Source organism: Streptomyces sp. TLI_105, from assembly GCF_900105415.1.
In the GTDB taxonomy this organism is placed as follows: Bacteria; Actinomycetota; Actinomycetes; order Streptomycetales; family Streptomycetaceae; genus Streptomyces.
On the sequence record NZ_FNSM01000001.1, the window covers coordinates 2126311 to 2145494 of the forward strand.

Annotated in this window: 5 protein-coding genes; all 5 read right to left on the reverse strand. The window is 74.3% G+C overall.

Annotated elements, in window-relative coordinates; all coding sequences use genetic code 11:
* Nucleotides 1-19: 19 nt before the first annotated feature.
* Nucleotides 20-1282, reverse strand: coding sequence for a serine hydrolase domain-containing protein (locus BLW86_RS09715; RefSeq protein ID WP_177181620.1), 1263 nt, complete (start codon nucleotides 1280-1282; stop codon nucleotides 20-22).
* On the reverse strand, nucleotides 1279-10452 hold the full coding sequence (locus BLW86_RS09720; RefSeq protein ID WP_093873659.1) for a non-ribosomal peptide synthetase: 9174 nt from the start codon (nucleotides 10450-10452) through the stop codon (nucleotides 1279-1281). The genes BLW86_RS09715 and BLW86_RS09720 overlap by 4 nt, the downstream gene beginning before the upstream one ends.
* Nucleotides 10453-10469: 17 nt before the next feature.
* On the reverse strand, nucleotides 10470-15374 hold the full coding sequence (locus BLW86_RS09725; protein WP_093873660.1) for a non-ribosomal peptide synthetase: 4905 nt from the start codon (nucleotides 15372-15374) through the stop codon (nucleotides 10470-10472).
* A 185-nt stretch (nucleotides 15375-15559) separates the two neighbouring features.
* Nucleotides 15560-18262 carry an ABC transporter permease gene (locus BLW86_RS09730; RefSeq protein ID WP_256341269.1) on the reverse strand — a complete coding sequence of 901 codons (2703 nt, stop codon included), beginning with the start codon at nucleotides 18260-18262 and terminating at the stop codon, nucleotides 15560-15562.
* A complete protein-coding gene (locus tag BLW86_RS09735) occupies nucleotides 18256-19008 on the reverse strand; it encodes an ABC transporter ATP-binding protein (protein WP_177181927.1) in 753 nt (250 codons plus the stop codon). The genes BLW86_RS09730 and BLW86_RS09735 overlap by 7 nt, the downstream gene beginning before the upstream one ends.
* Nucleotides 19009-19184: the final 176 nt, after the last annotated feature.

Below are 19184 nucleotides of genomic sequence, written 5' to 3' on the forward strand. Positions count from 1 at the left end.
CGACCACCCTCGGGACGCGCTACTTCCGCCGGACGCAGAGCCTCCCGGTGATCTGCACGCGGTCGAGGGCGCCGGTCGCCGGGTCGCGCAGGAACCGCCCCAGGTACGGCATCGCCGCGCGCGGACCGCCCCCCGAGGGCGTACGGAAGGAGAGGTCCTCGCCGACGAGGAGCCGGACCGGCGCCGCTCCGGCGACCGAGAGCAGGAGGTCGCCGTCCTCGGCCTCCACCCGGCACGACCAGTCGCCGTTGGCGTAGTGCCCCGCGCACTCCTGCGGTGCCGGCACGGACTCGGCGCCGCCCGTGTCCCGGGGGTGGTCGCCGACCTCCAGGCCGGTCCCGCGCAGCCGCCCGAGCAGCGACTCCCACAGGCGCGCGCCGCTGCTGCCGTTGGCGGTCAGCGCCACCACGGTCCGCGTCGACGGGTCCACGCGCAGATGGCTCCACGCCCCGTCGCCGGTGCCGTCGTGGCCGAACCAGGCCCCGTACCGCGACCATCCGGCGCCCCAGCCGTCCGCCAGCCCGTGGGCGCCCACGGCGAGCCCCTCCGTGACGTCCTCGCGCATCGCCCGCGCCGTCGCGGCGTCGAGCAGGCCGCCGCCCGGGCCGAGGCCCAGGTGCGCGGCGCCGAACACGGCGAGGTCGCGGGCGGAGACACGCAGGCCCGCGGCCGGGTCCTCCAGCGGCGGTACGGACTGCTCCCGGATCGGCCGGGGCGGGGCGTCCGGGCGTACGAGATGCCCCAGGGCGGTCGGCGCCGCGGCATCGTGCCCCAGCGGGCGCAGCAGCATCGTCCGCACGGCCTCCGCCCAGTCCAGGCCGGTGATCTCCTCGACCAGCCGGCCGGCGATCACGTACCCCGGATTGGAGTAGGAGAAGACCGTGCCCGGTTCGTGCACGACCGGCTCGGCCGCGTGGCGGGCGAGCCACCGGGCGCGGGTGGTCCCGACGGGCGGCTCGGCGGTGTTGGCCGCCAGGCCCGCGGTGTGGCTGAGCACCTGCCGCAGCGTGAACTCCGGGCCGGCGCGCAGCTCGCCCAGCTGCTCCGCCAGGGGTTCGTCCAGGTCCACGTCGCCGTCGGCGACCAGCAGGGCCGCGAGGGTCGCGGTGAACGGCTTGGTGAGCGATCCGAGCGGGAACGCCGTCTCCACCGTCACCGGCCTTCCCGAACCGGCCTCCTCCTCACCGGTCTCCGCGGTGCGCAGGAGGCCGTCGCGCCAGACCGCCACCTGGGCGCCGGGCACTCCGTGCAGGAGCGCGAGCTCCGCCAGCAGGTCGTTCACCGGTCGTCCTCCGCCCCGAGGGCCGGCTCGCAGAGGCGGGCGATGGACCGCAGCGCCGCCACGAGTTCGGAGCCGACCCGCTCGATCGTCGCGGGCTCGTGCAGGGCGACCGAGTAGTAGAGGTCGAAGCCGAGCCGGCCGTCCTCGACCGCGCCGACCACCTCCAGGGCCTGCACGACCCGCTCGCGGTCGTCCTGCTCCCGGCCGATCGGGGCGTGGAAGGCGTGGAACAACGAGCGGTCGACCGTGCGGGTGATCTCCTCGGTCTGGCTGTGGTAGTTGAACAACACCGCGGGAGGCGTGTGCTCCGCCGCCGGCGTGCCGGACCCGGCGAGGTGGCGCAGCGCCCCGTGACCGAGCCCGTTGCCGGGCACGGCGCGCAGGCAGCGGCGCACCGACCGTACGACGGCGGGCCAGTCGGCCTCGTCGTCCGTCCGCCCGGGCACCGTCAGCGCGACGGGGTACGAGCTGGTGAACCACCCGACGGTGCGGGACAGGTCGATGTCGTCGAAGATCTCCTCGCGGCCGTGGCCCTCCATCTCGATCACGAGCCGGTCGTCGCCGGACCAGCGGCACATCGTCCAGGCCAGCGCGGAGAGCAGCACGTCGCTGACCCGGGCCCGGAACCTGCCCGGCGCCACGCGCAGCAGCGCCTCCGTCTCGTCCTTCTCGAGGCGCAGCGGCATGATCCGCCGCGACGACACCACGTTCGGTCCGGAGCCGTCGGTCGGCAGCGGCGCCGCCTCGGGTACCGCGTCCCAGTACGCGGCCTGGTCCGCGAAGCCGCCGTCGGCCGCGTGCGCCGCGAGCCTCGTGGCCCACTGCCGGAACGAGGAGGTCTTGGCGCCGAGGTCGATCGCCTCGCCCCCGAGGGCCTGCCGGTAGGCGAGGTCCAGGTCGTGGTTGAGGATCCGCCACGACACCGCGTCGATCACGAGATGGTGCACGGTCAGGTGCAGGTGCGCCCGCCGGTCCGGGCCGAGGTCGAACAGGACCGCCCGCAGCAGTGGCCCGTCCGCCAGGTCGAAGCCCGTGTCGGCCGCCGCGGCGAGCCGGTTCATGACCGGGGGCAGCTCCTCGTCGGGCAGCCCCGAGAGGTCGTGGCGCTCGAACAGCTCGCCGGTCTCGGCCGCGGCGTTCCGCTGCGACCAGTGGCCCCGCTCGTCGCGGGTGTACCGCATCCGCAGCGCGTCGTGGTGCGCGACGACCGCCGCGAGGGCGGCCCGCAGCGCCGCCTCGTCGGTGTCCGCCGCCAGCTCGACGTGGATCGACTGGGCGAGGTGGTGCGGGGCGACCGTGTTGCGCGCGAAGAACTCGTACTGGATCGGGGTGAGCGGCACCTCGCCGGCCTCGGCCCGCTGGGTGGCGGCGACCCTGCGGTCCCGGCCGGCCGCGGCGACGAGCTGCTCGACGGTCGGGTGGCGGAACAGGTCGCTGGAGGAGACCTGCAGTCCCGCCCGGCGGCTCTTGAACACGACCTGGATGCTGAGGATCGAGTCGCCGCCGAGGTCGAAGAAGTCGTCGGTGACCCCGACGCGCTCCACACCGAGCACCTCCGCCCAGATCGCGGCCATCGTGTGCTCGTCGGGGGTGCGGGGCTCCACCGAGGCCCGGTCGGCCGCCGTGGTCGTGGGCTCCGGCAGGGCGCGGCGGTCGACCTTGCCGTGCGGGGTGAGGGGGATGCGCTCCAGCCTGACGAGCGCGGCCGGGACCATGTACTCGGGCAGGCGGGAGGCGAGGTACGAGGTGAGTTCGGCCGGGTCCTGCTCCGAGACCACGTACCCGACGAGACGCCGGCGGCCCGGCTGGTCCTCGCGGACGACGACGGCCGCCCGCGCCACGTCCGGGTGTTCGGCGAGCGCCTGCTCGATCTCGCCGAGCTCGATGCGGTAGCCGCGCAGCTTCACCTGGTCGTCGGTGCGGCCGACGAACTCCAGCGTGCCGTCGGGGCGCCACCGCATCAGGTCGCCGGTGCGGTACATCCGGGAACCGGGCTTCCCGAACGGGTCCGGCAGGAAGCGTTCGGCGGTCATCGCGGGGCGGTCCCGGTAACCGCGGGACACGCCGTCCCCGGCGAGGTACGCCTCCCCGGCCACGCCCACCGGCACCACCTGCAGGTCCCTGTCGAGCAGGTAGACCCGGGTGTCCGCGGTCGGCCGGCCGACCGGGACGGTCCGTCCGGGCCGCCCGCCGCGCTCGACCGGGAAGCACGTCGCGGTCACCGAGCACTCGGTGGGTCCGTACGCGTTGACGATCCGCAGGCCGGGCAGCCGGTCGAGGACGCGTGCGCAGTGCGGTGCGGACAGCGCCTCGCCGCCGACGACGACCTTGCGCAGTCCGGCGAGGATTCCCGGGTCGGTGTCGGCGACGGCGTGGAAGAAGCCCGCCGAGAACGACATGGCCTGCACCTCGTGGTCGCGCAGGAACTTGTCGAGTTCGTCGACCGAGCGGAAGTCGCCCGGCCGCACGGCCAGGCACGCGCCGCTCAGCAGCGCCTGCCACAGTTCGTTCTGCGCGGCGTCGAACGAGATCGAATGGTGCTGGGCGATCGTGGTGGCGTCGCCGAAGGTGTGCTCGCCCGCGGCGCGCACCAGGCGGACGAGGCCGCGGTGGGTGACCATGCCGGCCTTGGGGACACCGGTCGAGCCCGAGGTGTAGACGAGCACGGCGAGGTTGTCCGGGACCGTGCGCGAGGGCGGCGGCCCGACGGCGGGACCCGGCCGCAGATCGTCGACGAGCAGGACCTCTGCGCCGGTCGGCGGCAGGCCGGGCGCGAGCGCGGCGCTGGTCAGCAGCACCGGCACGCCCGAGTCGTGGAAGAGGTAGGTGAGGCGCTCGGACGGATAGCCGGGGTCGAGCGGCACGTATGCGCCGCCGGCCTTGAGGACGCCGAGCATGGCGGTGATCATCTCGGCGCCGCCCGGCAGGCAGATGCCCACCGGCACCTCCGGGCCGACGCCCCGGCCGACGAGGTCGTGGGCGAGCCGGTCGGAGCGGGCGTCCAGTTCGGCGTAGGTGAGCCGGGTGTCGCCCGCGACGACCGCGAGCCGGTCGGGGTGCTCGCGCGCGACCTCCGCGAAGAGCTCGTGCAGGCACCGGTCGGGGTAGCCGGACGGGACGCCGTTGAACTCCTCGACCAGCCGGTCGCGTTCGGCGCCGCGGACCATCGGCAGGTCCCGCAGCGTGGCGGCGGGCGCCGCCACCATCGCGTCGAGCATGCCGAGCAGGTGATCGGCGAAGCGGCCCGCGGTGGCGTCGTCGAACAGGCGCGGGTCGTAGCCGAGCCTCAGGTGGAGTCCGTCGACCAGGTGCGCCACGCAGGTGAGCGGGAAGTTCGAGGTCTCCAGGCCGGCCAGCGACCGCACCTCCAGGCCGTGCCGCTCGGCCGCGTGCTCGTCGTACGGGAAGTTCTCGAAGACCACGCAGCTGTCGAAGAGGTCGGTGCCCGCCGGGATCCCGGCCCAGTTCCGCACCTGGGCGAGGGAGACGTACTCGTACTGGCGGCCGTCGACCTGCTGCTCCTGGATCTCGCGCAGCCAGGCGCGGAGTTCGCGGTCGGGAGAGACGGTCAGCCGGGCGGGCAGGGTGTTGATGAACAGGCCGACCATCTCGTCGGAGCCGGGCAGTTCGGCGGGCCTGCCGCCCACCGTGGTGCCGAAGCAGACCTGCCGGTCGCCGCTGTAGCGGGACAGCAGCAGGGCCCAGGCGCCCTGGATCAGGGTGTTGACGGTGACCCGGGCCTCTCGGGCAAAGCCCTCCAGGCGCCCGGTCTCCTCGGCCGTGAGCGCGAGGTCGATGTGGCCGGTGTCGCGTGACTGGTGCGAGCGCAGCGGCGGCCGGTCGTACGGCAGCGCGGTGGGCGCGGAGAATCCGGCCAGCAGCCCGGTCCAGTACGCCTGCGCAGCGGCGGTGTCCTGCTCGGCCAGCCAGCGCACGTACTCACGGAACGGACGGCGCGGGCGCGGCGGCGCGACCTCGCGTCCTTGCAGCGCGGCGTGCTCCGCGAAGACCTCGCCGAGCACGTCGGCGAAGCTCCAGCCGTCGAGGAGCAGGTGGTGCGAGGAGCAGCGCAGATGGACGGTGGAGGCGGAGAGCCGGGCCAGGTGCAGCCGCAGCAGCGGCGGCCGCGACAGGTCCAGCGGCTCGCTCGGGGCCTCGGCCAGCAGACGGATGCGGTCCTGCTGCTGTGTCTCGGTCAGCTCCGACCAGTCCTCGATCACGGCGGGCACGCGTACGTCCCGGTGGACCACCTGCAGGGGGCGGCCACCCTCGGCGTCGGCGATCGCCGTGCGCAGCACGGACGTGCGGTCGACGACCCGCTGCCATGCCTCGACCAGCAGCGCGGGGTCGGGGACGCCGTCGAGGACGAGCCCGACGTGGGTGAGGTAGATGTCGTCCTCGTGCGCGTCGAGCGAGTGGAACAGCAGGCCGCTCTGCATGGGCGTGAGCGGGTAGAGGTCCTCGACCGCGCGGCCGTCCCCGGCGATCCGGTCGACGCCCGCCTGGTCGAGTCCGGCGAGCGGGAAGTCGGACGGGGTGCAGCCGCCGGCCCGGGAGCAGTGCGCCACGATGTCGGCGAGCGCCGCGGTGAACCGCTCCGCGAGGCCGGCGATCGTCGCCTCGTCGTGCAGCGCGGCCGAGTACTCCCAGGAGAACTCGAGCCGGCCGTCGCGGACCATCCCGGTGATCTCCAGGAGGTTCGGGCGGGTCAGGTCGGCGCCGCGGTCGGGCGCCGGGCTGGGGTGCCAGGCGCGCAGCAGACCGTCTCCCGTCGCCACGTCGAAGTGGCCGTGGTAGTTGAAGCCGACCTGGCAACGGCCGCCGCCCAGAGCGGCGTTCCCGGTCAGATGGCGCAGGGCGCCGTATCCGATGCCGGCCTCGGGGACCGCGCGCAGGGTCTCCTTGACCGCCTTGAGCCGGGTGCCCCAGTCCTCGCCGGGCACGGGCAGCACCACCGGGAAGAGGGTGGTGAACCAGCCCGCCGTACGGGACAGGTCGACGTCGTCGAAGAGGTTCTCGCGGCCGTGGCCCTCCAGCTCGACCGCGACGGCGTCGCCGCCGGTCCAGTCGGTCAGCACCGCCGCGAGCGCGGTCAGCAGCACGTCGTTGACCTGGGTGCGGTACGCCGCCGGCACGTCCCGCAGGAGCGCGCGGGTCAGCTCCGCGTCGAGACCGGCCTCGACCGTGCGGGCGTGGGCGAGGGTGTCGGGTGCCGCGCCGTCGACCGGCAGGGACACCGTACGGCCGGCGGCCAGGGGCGTCGCGCCGGCGGCCGGCAGGGGCGGGCAGGCGACGGACGCGGCCTCCACGGCCTGCCAGTAGGGCCGTTCGTCGTCGAAGCGGCCGGACACGGCCGCCTCGGTCAGCCGTCTCGACCACTCCCGGAAGGAGGTGGTCTTCTCCGGGAGGCTGACCGGCAGGCCCCGCGCCGCCTGGTCGTGGGCGAGCTCCAGGTCGGAGAGCAGCACCCGCCAGGTCACCCCGTCGACGACGAGGTGGTGCGCCGTGACGAACAGCCGGTCGGGCTCGGGCGCACCGGTGAAGAGCACCGCGCCGAGCAGGGGTCCGGTGTCGAGCCGGAAGCCGGTCTGTGCCGCCGTGACCGCCTCGTGGACCGCCCGCTCGCGGGCGTCGGGGCCGAGCCCGGACAGGTCGACCGTGCGGAACGGCTCGCCCGTCTCGGTGATCGCGCAGTGCTGCCGCCAGGAGCCGTCGGCGGGGACGGCGCGCAGCCGCAGCGCGTCGTGGTGGTCGAGCAGCGCCGACACCGCCGTGCGCAGGGCGGCCGGATCGGTGCCGGGCGCGAGCTCGACGAACATCGACTGGTTGAAGTGGACGGCGCCCTGCGGGTACTGCTCGAAGTACCAGCGCTGCACCGGGGTGAGCGGCACGTCGCCGACGGCGATGGCGGGCGTCCGCGGGGCCGGCTCGTCCGCGGCCCGCACGACGGCGGCCAGGTCGGCGACGGTCTGGTACAGGAAGATCTGCTTGGCGGTCAGGCGCAGGCCCGCCCGCCGTGCTTTCGACACGACCTGAAGGCCGACGATCGAGTCGCCGCCGAGCTCGAAGAAGTTGTCCTCGGCGCCGACCGTGCCGGGGTCGAGGCCCAGGACCTCGGCCCAGATCGCGGCGAGCTCGGACTCGGTGCGGTTGCGCGGCGGTACGTGGCTCGCGGGGGCGTGATCGGTGGCCGTCGGCGTCGGCAGCGCCTTGCGGTCGAGCGTGCCGCTCGGGGTCATCGGAAGCTCGTCGAGGACGACGAGGGCGGAGGGTATCGCCGGGTCGGGGACGATCCCCGCGAGGAACGCGCGGAGCTCGGTGAGGGTGGGCGCGGCGCCGTCCGCGAGCAGGTATCCGACGAGCCGGTCGCGGCCGGCCGGGTCGGGTCGTACCGCGGCGGCCGCGGCGGTGATGCCCGGGTGGCGCAGCATGGCGGCCTCGACCTCGCCGAGCTCCACCCGGAAGCCGCGGACCTTGACCTGGTCGTCCGCGCGGCCGAGGTACTCCACGTCGCCGTCGGGCCGCCACCGTCCGATGTCGCCGGTGCGGTAGAGCCGCCCGCCGGTGAACGGGTCGTCGAGGAAGCGCTGCGCGGTCAGTTCGGGCCGGTTCCAGTAGCCCTGTGCCACGCCGTCGCCGCCGATGTGGATCTCGCCGGGCACGCCGACGGGAACGGGACGCAGCCGGCTGTCGAGCACGTACGCACGGGTGTTGCCCAGCGGCCGGCCGACCGGCACGATCGCCGAGCCGACCGGCTCGCCGGCCCGCAGCCGGTACGTCGTGGAGTCCACGGTGGTCTCCGTGGCGCCGTAGTTGTTGGTGACGACGGCGTCGGGGGAGAGCAGTTCCAGGACCGCGGCCGCGTCGTCGGCCAGCCAGGCCTCCGAGCCGACCGCGAGGACGCGCAGCGAGTCCGCCCGGCCCCCGGTCCAGGACAGCTCCTGGGCGATCGCCTTGGCCAGCGACGGGGTGGTCACGAGGAGCTGGGGGCGGACCTCGGAGATCAGCGCGGCCAGCGCGGGCGGGTCGGTGATCACCTCCGCCGGGCAGATCACCATCTCGCCGCCGTACATGGCGGACATCAGGAAGTCGCCGAGGAACAGGTCCACGGCGAGGCTGGACACCGACAGGGAGCGGCCCCGCAGTCCGGTCAGGTCGTAGCGGGCGTCCCAGGCGCGCATCATGTGGACGGCGTTGCGGTGGCTGACCATCACGCCCTTCGGGCGGCCGGTCGAGCCGGAGGTGTAGACGACGTAGGCGAGGTCGTCCGGCCCGGCGGCCGTGGTGGGCGGCGTGGCGGGCCGGCGGGCGATCGCGTCCTGGTCGGTGTCGAGCCGGACGGTGGTCCAGGGGCCTTCGCCCACCGCCGCCGAGTCGGTGATCAGCACCGGTGTCGCGGCGTCCTCGAGCATCATGGCCAGCCGCCCGGCGGGGTGCTCGGGGTCGAGCGGCACGAACGCGCCACCGGCCTTGAGGACGGCGAGCAGCGCGACCATCGCGTCCACGCCGCGGTCGAGGCAGACGCCGGTCAGCACGCCCGGGCGGACGCCGGCCGCGACCAGGTGGTGCGCCAGCCGGTTGGCCCGCTCGGCCAGTTCGGCGAAGGTGAGCCGTCGGCTGCCGTCGCTCACCGCGACGGAGTCGGGCGTCCGGGACGCCTGCTCGTCGAAGATCCGGTGGAGGGTCCGGGCGGCCGGCACCTCCAGGGTCGGGCCCTGCCAGTCGGCGGTGAGCGTCCGCAGCTCGTCGGCCGGCAGCATGGACAGACCGGCGAGGGGGGCCGCGGACTCCTCCGCCACCGCGCGCAGCAGGGTGACCAGGTGGCCGCCGAGCCGCTCGACGGTCGCCCTGTCGAACAGGTCGGTGCTGTATTCCAGGTAGCAGACGAGCGAGGAGGCGTCCTCGTAGAAGTCGAACGTGAGGTCCAGCTTCGCGACGTCGACCGGCGGCTGGATCTCGGTGACGTCGAGGCCCCGGAAGGCCGGCAGCGTGTCGGCCATGTTCTGCAGGTTGACCATCACCTGCACCAGCGGTGGTCGGGACGCGTCCCGGTCCGGCCGCACCGCCTCGACGAGGCGCTGGAAGGGGACCTCGTCGTGGGCGAACGCCTCCAACAGGCCGGTACGCACCCGGCCGAGCAGCTCCGTGAACGACAGCGACTCGTCCACCTGGGAGCGCAGCACCACGGTGTTGATGAAGAAGCCGATCAGGTTCTCCAGTTCGGGGCGCTGCCGGCCCAGGGTGACGGTGCCGACCGCCACGTCCGTTTCACCGCAGTAGCGGGCCAGCAGCACCTTCGTGACCGTGACCAGGGCCATGAACAGCGTCGCGTCCTGCCCGCGGCTCAGCTCGCGCAGCCGGTCCAGCACGTCGGCGGGGATCTCCACCGGCAGGGTCGCGCCCGCGGGCGTGCGGACGGGGGGCCGCGGCCGGTCGGTGGGCAGTTCGGCCGTGCGCATCCCCGCGAGCCGGTCGCGCCAGTAGGCGAGCTGCTCGTCGAGGCCGGCGGCCCGCTCGCGCTCCCAGGCGGCGTAGTCGGCGTACTGGACGGGCACGGCCGGCAGGGACGCGGTGGCGCCGCCGACCGCCGCCTCGTAGCCGGCGGCCAGCTCGCCGAGCAGACGTCCGGTCGACCAGCCGTCGCACACGATGTGGTGCATGGCCAGGACGAGCACGTGCTCGCGGTCGTCCACGCGCAGCAGGGTGGCCCGCAGGAGCGGCCCGTGGCGCAGGTCGAAGGGCTTGTTCATCTCCGTCGCGAGGAAGCGCTCGACCGCGGTCCGCGCGTCGGGCCCCGACACGTCGACGGTCGGCAGCGGCTGTCCGGTGTGCTCGTGGACCACCTGGACGCCGCGGCCGTCCGACGCGTCGAACGTGGTGCGCAGCGTCTCGTGCCGGCGTACGACCTGGTCGAGCGCGGCGGTGAGCGCCGCGGTGTCGAGGTCGCCGCGCAGCCGCAGCGCGCGCAGCGTGTTGTACTCCGCGCTGTCCGGTTCCAGTTCGGCCAGGAACCAGAGCCGTTCCTGCGCCGACGACATCGGCAGCAGGCCGTCGCGGGGGACGGTCGGGATCGGCCGCTCCTCGGAGGCGGACTCGCCGGCGAGGCGACGCAGCAGCTCCGCCTGCAGGTGCGCCGGTACGGACGCGAACTTCTCGTCTGGCTGGGTCATCTGCGTTCCTCCCTGGGTCAGATCCGGCCGGGCGCCTGGGTGCCGGAGACGGCGGTCAGGCTCGCGAAGACGCGCTCCTGGACCACTCCGGCGAGGTCGCTCACATGTCGGTGCTCGAACAGGTCCCTCGGGGAGATCGGCACGCCGAACGCCGCGCGCATGCGGACGGCCAGGCGGATCGCGTTGATCGAGTCGCCGCCGAGGTCGAAGAAGCTGTCGTGCGTGCCCACCCGGGGGGCGGCCAGCACCTCGCCCCAGATCCGGCAGAGGGCCTCCTCGGTCGGGTTGGCCGGCGCCACGTACGACTCCTCGTCCGGGCGGACGTTCGCCACGGGCAGCGCCGCCCGGTCGAGCTTCCCGTTGCGGTTGACCGGCAGCACCGTCAGCGACACCACGGCGGCCGGGACCATGTAGGCGGGCACGTGCCGGGCGACGTGGGCGCGCAGCTCGTCCGCGGTCGGCACGCCCGCGCGCGGCACCACGTACGCGACGAGCCGCTTGCCGGCCTGATCGGCCTGTACGACGACCGCGGCCTCGGCCACCGCCTCGTGCCGCAGCAGCACGTTCTCGACCTCGCGCGGCTCCACCCGGAAGCCGCGGATCTTGACCTGGTCGTCCGCCCGGCCGGCGAACTCCAGCGTGCCGTCCGGGTTCCAGCGGGCCAGGTCGCCGGTGCGGTAGAGGCGGGCGCCCGGCCTTCCGAAGGGGTCGGCCACGAAGCGCTCCGCGGTCAGGCCGGGCCGTCCGACGTAACCGCGGCCCACGCCGTCGCCGCCCAGGTAGAGCTCGCCCCTGACGCCGGGCGGCACGGGGCGCAGCCGGTCGTCGAGGACGCGGACGCTGGTGTTGGGGATCGGCCTGCCGATCGGGACGTTGTCGTAGCGGACGCCGGGCTCCACGGCGAAGAGCGTCGCGGCGACCGCGCATTCGCTGGGTCCGTACCCGTTGAGCAGGCGGCGGCCGGGCGACCAGGCGGCGGCGAGGTCCGGGGTGAGGACCTCGCCGCCGCACAGGATGGACTCCAGGTGCGGCAGCGCGGCCGGGTCGAGCACCGGCAGGACGGTCGGCGGTCCGGTGACCGCGCCGGCGTCGGCCTCCCGTAGCTGCTCGACGAGTTCGGCGCCGCTGTAGGTCCCGGCGGTGACGGGAGCGACCAGCGTGGCGCCGCCCGCGAGCGTGCTCAGCAGGACGAGCGAGGCGGCGTCGAAGCTCATGGGGGCGAGCTGGTAGATCCGGCTGCCGGGGCGCACGTGCAGGGGGACGACCGTCTCCACGGTGTTGACCATGGACCGGTGCTCGATCATGGTGCCCTTGGGCTTCCCGGTCGAGCCCGAGGTGTAGACGGTGAACACGAGGTCGCGGGGGCTGCCGGGGTCGGGCGGGGCGGTCGCCGGCCGGGTGGCGATGGCGGGCCAGTCCTCGTCGAGCAGGACGAGGGGGGTCGTCGTGCCGGTGAAGACGCCGAGGTGGCGGGTGTGGGTGAGGACCACCGCCGGTCGCGCCTCCTCCAGGATCGCGGCGGTGCGCGCGGCGGGGTAGTCGGGGTCGATCGGTACGTACGCGCCGCCGGCCTTGAGCACGCCCAGGACGCCGACGACCAGGTCCGGGCCCCGCTCGACGGACACCCCGACGAGCACGTCCGCGCCGACGCCGAGGTCCACCAGGTGGTGGGCGAGCCGGTTGGAGCGCTCCTCGACCTCCGCGTAGGTGAGCCGGTGGTCGCCGCGCTCGATCGCGACGGTGTCGGGCCATCCGGCGGCGCGCTCGCTGATGATCCGGTGCATGCGCCGCTCGATGGAGTGCTCGGAGGGTGCGGCCACGCCCCACTCGCCGAGGACGAGTTCCCGCTCGGCGCCGGTCAGCGCGGTCACGTCGCCGACGCTCGGCGCGGTTCCGGCGGCCAGTCCGTCCAGTACGGTGATCAGGCGGGCGCCGACGCGCTCCACGGTGGCCGGATCGAAGACCGTCTCGTCGTAGAGCAGTCGCATGACCGGCGATTCGCCGGGGAACACGCTCAGCGCCAGCGGGTAGTTGGTGGCGAACTCGACGTCGAACGCGCGGACGGCCGTCCGGTCGAACGGGTAGTTCTGGAAGACCACGGCGGTGTGGAACAGCGCGGAACCGGGCGCCACGTCGGCGAAGGACTGCACGCGGTTGAGCGGGGCGTACCCGAACTCCCGTGCCGCGGCCTGCTCGCGCTGCAGCTCCTCGAGCCAGGGCAGGGTCCGCGCGTCGTCGTCCACCTGGACCCGGACCGGCTGCGTGTTGATCATCATGCCGACCATCGACTCGACGCCGGGCAGCTCCGCCGGCCGCAGCGCCGTGCTCGTGCCGAAGCAGACGTCGCGTTCGCCGCCCAGGCGCGCGAGCAGGATCGCCCATGCCCCCTGGACCAGGGTGTTGGCGGTGAGCCCGGTGCGCCGCGCGTACGCCGAGACCCGCGCGGCCGTCCCCGCCGGGACCGTCACCTGCACCGATCGCCTGGCCGCGGGCCGGTGGCCCTCGGGGGGCTGCCGGTCGCCGGGCACGGACACGGGGGTCGTGAAGCCGGCCATCCGGGCGCGCCAGTAGTCGTCGGCGGCGTCCAGGTCCTGGTCCGCGAGCCAGTGCACGAAGTCCTGGAAGGGCGGCCGCGTCCGCACCGGTTCGCCGCGGTATCCGTCGAGCACGTCCTGCAGCAGCTCCGCGGAGCTCCATCCGTCGGTGAGCACGTGGTGCATCGTCCAGACGAGCTGGACGGAGTCCGGGCCGAGCCGCGCGATCGTGACCCGGCTCAGCGGGGCCCGGGTGAGGTCGAGGCCGGCGGCGCGGTCGGCGTCGAGCAGCTCCCGCAGCCGCGCGGGGCGCTCGGCCTCCGGCAGGGCGCTCCAGTCGAGGTGGGTCACCGGCAGGGTGACCCGGTCCCTGACGAGCTGCACGGGCTCCTCGACGTCGGTCCAGCGGAGTTCGGTGCGGAGCACCGCGTGGCGTTCCGTGGCCTCCTGCCAGGCCCGGCCGAGGCGGTCGGGGTCGGTGACGTCGCCGAGCCGGACGACGAACTGGATCAGGTGCAGCGCCGGGTCGTCGAGCATGAGGGCGTCGAAGAGCATGCCGCTCTGCAGGGGGGTCAGGGGATAGCCGGCCGCGCGCGCGGGGCGGTGCGTTGCCGCCGGGTCCTCGTCGAGCCGTGTCGCCGCGGCGGCCAGCGCCTCGACCGTCGGGTGGGTGAAGACGTCGGCCGTGCTCAGCACGAGCCCTCCGGCCCGCGCCCGTGCGACGCACTTCATGGCCAGCACGGAGTCGCCGCCGAGGGCGAAGAAGTCGTCCCTCGTGCCGACCCGTTCGACGCCGAGCGTCTCGGCCCAGATCGCCGCGAGCGCGCGCTCCGCGTCCGTGCGCGGCGCGCGGTGGCCCTCCGCGCCGTCGGCCGGGGGGTCGGGCAGCGCGGGCCGGTCCACCTTGCCGTTGGCGTTGACCGGCAGCCGGTCCATCCAGACGACGCGCGCGGGCACCATGTAGGCCGGGAGGCGTTCGGCCAGCCGGTCGAGCAGTTCCCGCTCGGGGAGGGGGCTCGGCCCCGTCGGGTACGCGACGAGGCTGCGCGTCGGGCCGTTCTCCCGTACGACCACGACGACGTCGGTGACGCCGGCGCAGTCGCGCAGCGCGGCCTCGATCTCGCCCAGCTCGATCCGGAACCCCCGGATCTTGACCTGGTGGTCGGTCCGGCCGAGGAACTCGATGAGCCCGTCCTCGGTCAGGCGCACCCGGTCCCCGGTGCGGTAGAGGCGGTCGCCGTGCGCGAACGGGCTGGCCACGAAGCGCTCGGCGGTCAGCGCGGGGCGTCCGAAGTAGCCGCGGCCCGTGCCCTCGCCGGCCAGGTACAGCTCGCCGGTGCCGCCCGCGTCGACCGGTCGCAGCCGCTCGTCGAGCACGTACGCCTCGGTGTCGTCGAGGGCCGTGCCGATCACCGCGGCCCGGGTGGGCGGCTCGTCCGGGGGCGTGCGGTGCGTGGTGGCGAAGACCGTGCACTCGGTGGGGCCGTAGCCGTTGACGAGCGTGGTGTCCGGGCAGGCGCGCCGCACCCGCTCCACGGCGGTCGCCGACGGGGCTTCGCCGCCCGCCCACACCTCGCGCAGCCCCGCGAAGCAGTCGGGCTGCTCCTCGGCGAAGAGCCGGAACAGGGTCGCCGTCAGGAAGACGGCGTCGACGGGGTGTTCGGCGACGAGCGCGGCCAGGCCGGGGGCGGTCAGCTCCGGGGGTCCGACGACCACGCGGCCGCCGTTGAGCAGCGGCAGCCAGACCTCGTACGTGGAGGCGTCGAAGGCGAGCGGCGCGTTGAACAGCGTGCAGCGGCCGAAGGCGGCGCGCATGTGGGGTTCGCGGGCCAGCGCCGTGATGTTGCGGTGGGTGATGGACACGCCCTTGGGCAGGCCGGTCGAGCCCGAGGTGTGGATGATGTAGGCGAGTTGCTCCTGGTCGACGGTCACGTGCGGGGCGTCGGGGCGCCGGTCCGTGTCGGCGCCGTCCACGAGGAGCACGGGGACCCCGGCGGTCGCCGCCCGCTCGACGGTCGACCGGTCGGCGATCAGCACGACCGCCTCGGTCTCGGCGAGTGTCCAGCGGATCCGCTCGTCGGGGTGGCTCTCGTGCAGCGGCACGTAGACCCCGCCCGCCTTGAGGACGGCGAGCAGGGCGACGACGGTCTCCGAGGAGTGGCCCGAGCGGCCCGTCAGCATGCCGACCCGCGACTCGGCGGTGACTCCGGCGGCGACGAGGAGGTGGGCCAGGTGGTTGGCGCGCTCGTCCAACTCGCCGTACGTGAGGGTCCTGTCGGCGTCGACGACCGCGGGCGCGTCGGGGTTCCGGCGGGCGCGCGCGGCGACGAGGTCGTGGACGGCCCGGTTCTCCGGGACGGCGGGTGCGTTGCCGAAATCGTGGGACATGCTCGACCCTCCACTGGAGACGCGTGGGGCGCGGATCTGTTCGACGGTCGAGCTTGGCGTGCGAAGGCGGACCGGCTCCACGTTCTTGAGCGGTGAGGAAACTGCCCGCTCGACGGGCCCCCGGGATGCGCGAAGCGGGTGAGGCGCGGCCGGGGCCACGCCTCACCCGCTTCAGCGGTCGTACGTCACTCGGGCTGGGCGATCGCCTCCACGGCGGGGGGCCGCAGGGCGAGCCGGGCCGGCAGCATCACGGCGGGCCAGGCGATCGCCGCGGCCGCGACCACGATGCCGAGGTAGAGCAGGGGCGGGATGGAGGGGAAGACCGAGTGCCGGATGGCGTAGCTCATCCCGATCAGCGACGGCAGCGCGGCGATCGTGCCGACGACGACCGCGGAGAGCACGATGATGCCCGCCTCCTGGCGCATCATCGCCCTGACCTGGGCGGTGCGGGTGCCGACGAGGCGCAGCAGGGCGAACTCGCGGCGCCGTGAGATCGTCGCCATGACCAGGGTGTTGACGACGGCGATGGCGAGATAGCCGAGCAGTACGGCGTTGAGCACGAGGCTGATCCCGCCGTCGCCCGCGCCGTCGGTCGGCGCGGCGGTGACCGCCCCGGCGTCGCCCACGCTCAACGTCGGATACGCCTTCAGCGCCGCGGTCAGCTCCGCCTCCCGGTCGGAGTTCACCATCAGCCACTGGTCGAGGCGGTCGGTGGTGTGCGCGACGACCACGTCGTGGGGCAGCGTGACGTCGCCGAAGCCGAGCCCGTTCTCGTAGACCGCGACCACCCGGGCCTTCTCGACGGTGCCGTCGCCGAGGTGCACCTCGACCCGGTCGCCCACGTCGGCGCCGACCGTGCCGGCCACGAGGCGGCTGAGGGCGACCGTGGATCCGGTGAGACCGCTCAGATCGCCGCGCAGCACGCCCAGGTCCAGGGTGTCCGGTACGGCGGCGGGGTCGACGCCCTGCGCCGTGGAGACCCGGTACTGGATGCTGTCGCCGTCGGGCCACGTGAGGATCGTCGAGGTCCGGGCGACCCGGCCGACCGTGCGGACGCCGGGGACGCGGCGGAGCTCCTCGGCCAGGTCCGGTGAGATGCCCGCGCCGACGGAGGTCACCACGTGGTCGGCGATCACGCCGTCGACGGCCTGGTCGTGGGCGGTCGCGGCGAGCGTCGTGCCGCTGAAGAGCTGTGCGGACGCCATGGTCACGCCCATGATCAGCGGGGTGGTGGCAGCGCTGACCCGGCGGGCCCTGGCCCGGGAGTTGGCGAGGGCGAGGAACCGGGTGACCTCGCCCGGGCGGCGGCCGAGCAGCTTCGCGACGCCGCCGAACAGCTTCGGTCCGAGCAGGCCGACGGCGATCACCAGGACCAGGGCGGAGCTGGCGGCGCCCTCGATCGCCGCCTCACCGGGCAGCACGATCGGCAGCACGACCGCCACGGCCAGGCCCGCGGGCACGAGCAGCACACCGAGGGAGAGACGGAACCAGCCGAGCTTCTTGGGCTCGACCGCCACGTCGCCGAGCGCTTCGACGGCGCTGACCTTCGCGGCGCGGCGGGCCGCGAGCCAGCCGCCGATCCGGGCCGCGAGGACGCAGATCAGCAGGGCGAACAGCAGCGGCAGCGGCGTGATCACCAGGGAGAATCCGGGCGGCAGCGCACCGGCCGCCGTGAAAACGGTGTGCAGCAGCATGGCGAGCAGGACGCCGGGGACGGCGCCGAGCACGGCACCGATCCCGCCGACGAGCACGGCCTCGCCCCCGATCATGCGCAGCACCTGCCGGGGGGTGGCACCGACGGCCCGCAGCAGGGCCAGCTCGCGGCGCCGCTGCTGCACCGACAGCGCCAGCGTGCCGGCGACCACGATGACCACGAGGAGGATCATGGTGGCGCCGAACGCACTGGCCACCTCGATGACGAACGCCCGCATCTGCCCGACGTCGAGCGTCTCGACGTCGCTGCGGTCGTCGCCGGTGTACGTGACCGCCCCGGGCACGGCCTTCTCGATCCGGTCGGCGAGGTCGCCCGCGTCGGTCCCCTGCGCGGCCAGCACCCCGACGGCGTCGACCGTGCCGGGCGGGCCGTGGAGCCGCGCCGCCCGGTCGTCGGTGAAGAAGACCGCCGACTGCCGGGCGAACGGGGCCGCGGGCTCGGCGACGCCGCTGACCCGGTACGACCTCGGGGCCGACCCGGTCACCAGCGTGACCGTGTCTCCCGGGGCGAGCCCGGCCCGCCGGGCGAGGTCGCCGTCGAGCACGACGTCGTCGGCCGCTCGCGGCGGGGTGCCCGAGCGCAGCGTGAACGGCGTGAGCACCGAGGCGGACCAGCCGTGTCCGTACACGGGCGGGCCGTCGAGCACGGAGCCCTTCTCGAGGACGGTCGTACGGACGCTGACGTCCCCGACGGCGGACGCGACGCCCTTGACCGCGGCGACCTTCGCGACCGTGTCGGCGGGCAGCCTGACCCGCTCGGAGAGCCGCGGGTCCGTGTCGCCCTCGACGGACATGGCCTGGTAGCCGCCGACGACCACGGCCGCCCCGTGGTACCGCTCGGCCGGGGCTCCCGAGCTGATGCCGGTCTCCAGCAGCACACCGCAGGCGCTGATGACGGCGGAGCCGACCGCGACGGCGATCAGCACCGCCGCGAAGCCGCCCTTGCGGCCGCGGATCGTGCTCCAGGCCAGCGAGAGGTTCTGGCGCGAGAGCGTGCGGACCTTCTTCCTGGCCTTCTCGGCCTTCTTCGCCCTCTTGGCCTCCTTGGCCCCTTCCTCCCTTCTGGCCTTCTCCGCCTTCCTGGCCTCCTTGGCCTCTTCCGCTCTCCTGGCCTTCTCCGCCTTCTTGCCGGGCGGCGGATCCGCCGCCCCGGCCACGCTCCCGCGGCTCACCACTCACCCAGCCTGGTCATCCGCTCGGCCACCTTCTCCGGCGTCGGCGCGGCGAGTTCGCCGGCCAGCCGGCCGTCGGCCAGGAAGGTCACCGAGTCCGCGTGCGAGGCGGCCACCGGATCGTGGGTCACCATCACCACGGTCTGACCGGTCCGGTCGACGACCCCCCGCAGCAGTTCCAGGACCTGCTTGCCGGTCCGTGTGTCGAGCGCGCCGGTCGGCTCGTCGGCGAAGATCACGTCGGGTCCCGTGATGAGGGCGCGGGCGATGGCCACCCGCTGCCGCTGGCCGCCGGAGAGCTGCCCGGGATAGCGGTCGCCCATGTCGGCGAGCCCGACGTTCGCCAGCTCGGCGCGCACCCGGTCGGCGGGGACGGGGGCACCGGCCAGCCGGAAGGGCAGGCCCACGTTGTCGGCGACGGTGAGCGAGTCGAGCAGGTTGTAGGCCTGGAAGACGAATCCGACCCGTTCCCTGCGGATCTCGGTGAGCTGCTCCTCGTTCAGGCCGGCCAGCCGGGTGTCGCCGAGGGTCACGCCCCCGTTCGTGGGTCTGTCGAGGCCCGCCGAGCAGTGCAGGAACGTGCTCTTGCCCGAGCCCGAGGGGCCCATGATGGCGATGAATGTTCCTCGCGGCACGCCCATCGTCACGTCGTCCAAGGCTGTGACCGCGTTACGGCCGGAACCGTAGGTTTTTGTCACGGATTCCAATAAGAGAGCATACCTGCCAGCCACTGCACACCCTTTCCCCATTTTGCGGAACGGTACCGTTCGACGCGCCACCCGATCAACCGGATCCGGCGGAAAACCGATTTCGAGCCGCGTCTCGAACACTCACGAATACCGCCCCCACCTGTGGTCTTTTCTTTCGCCGCTGATCCCCCCGCCCGGCCGCGTGGCCGAATCCCGACGTCCGACGCGCGGCGGCC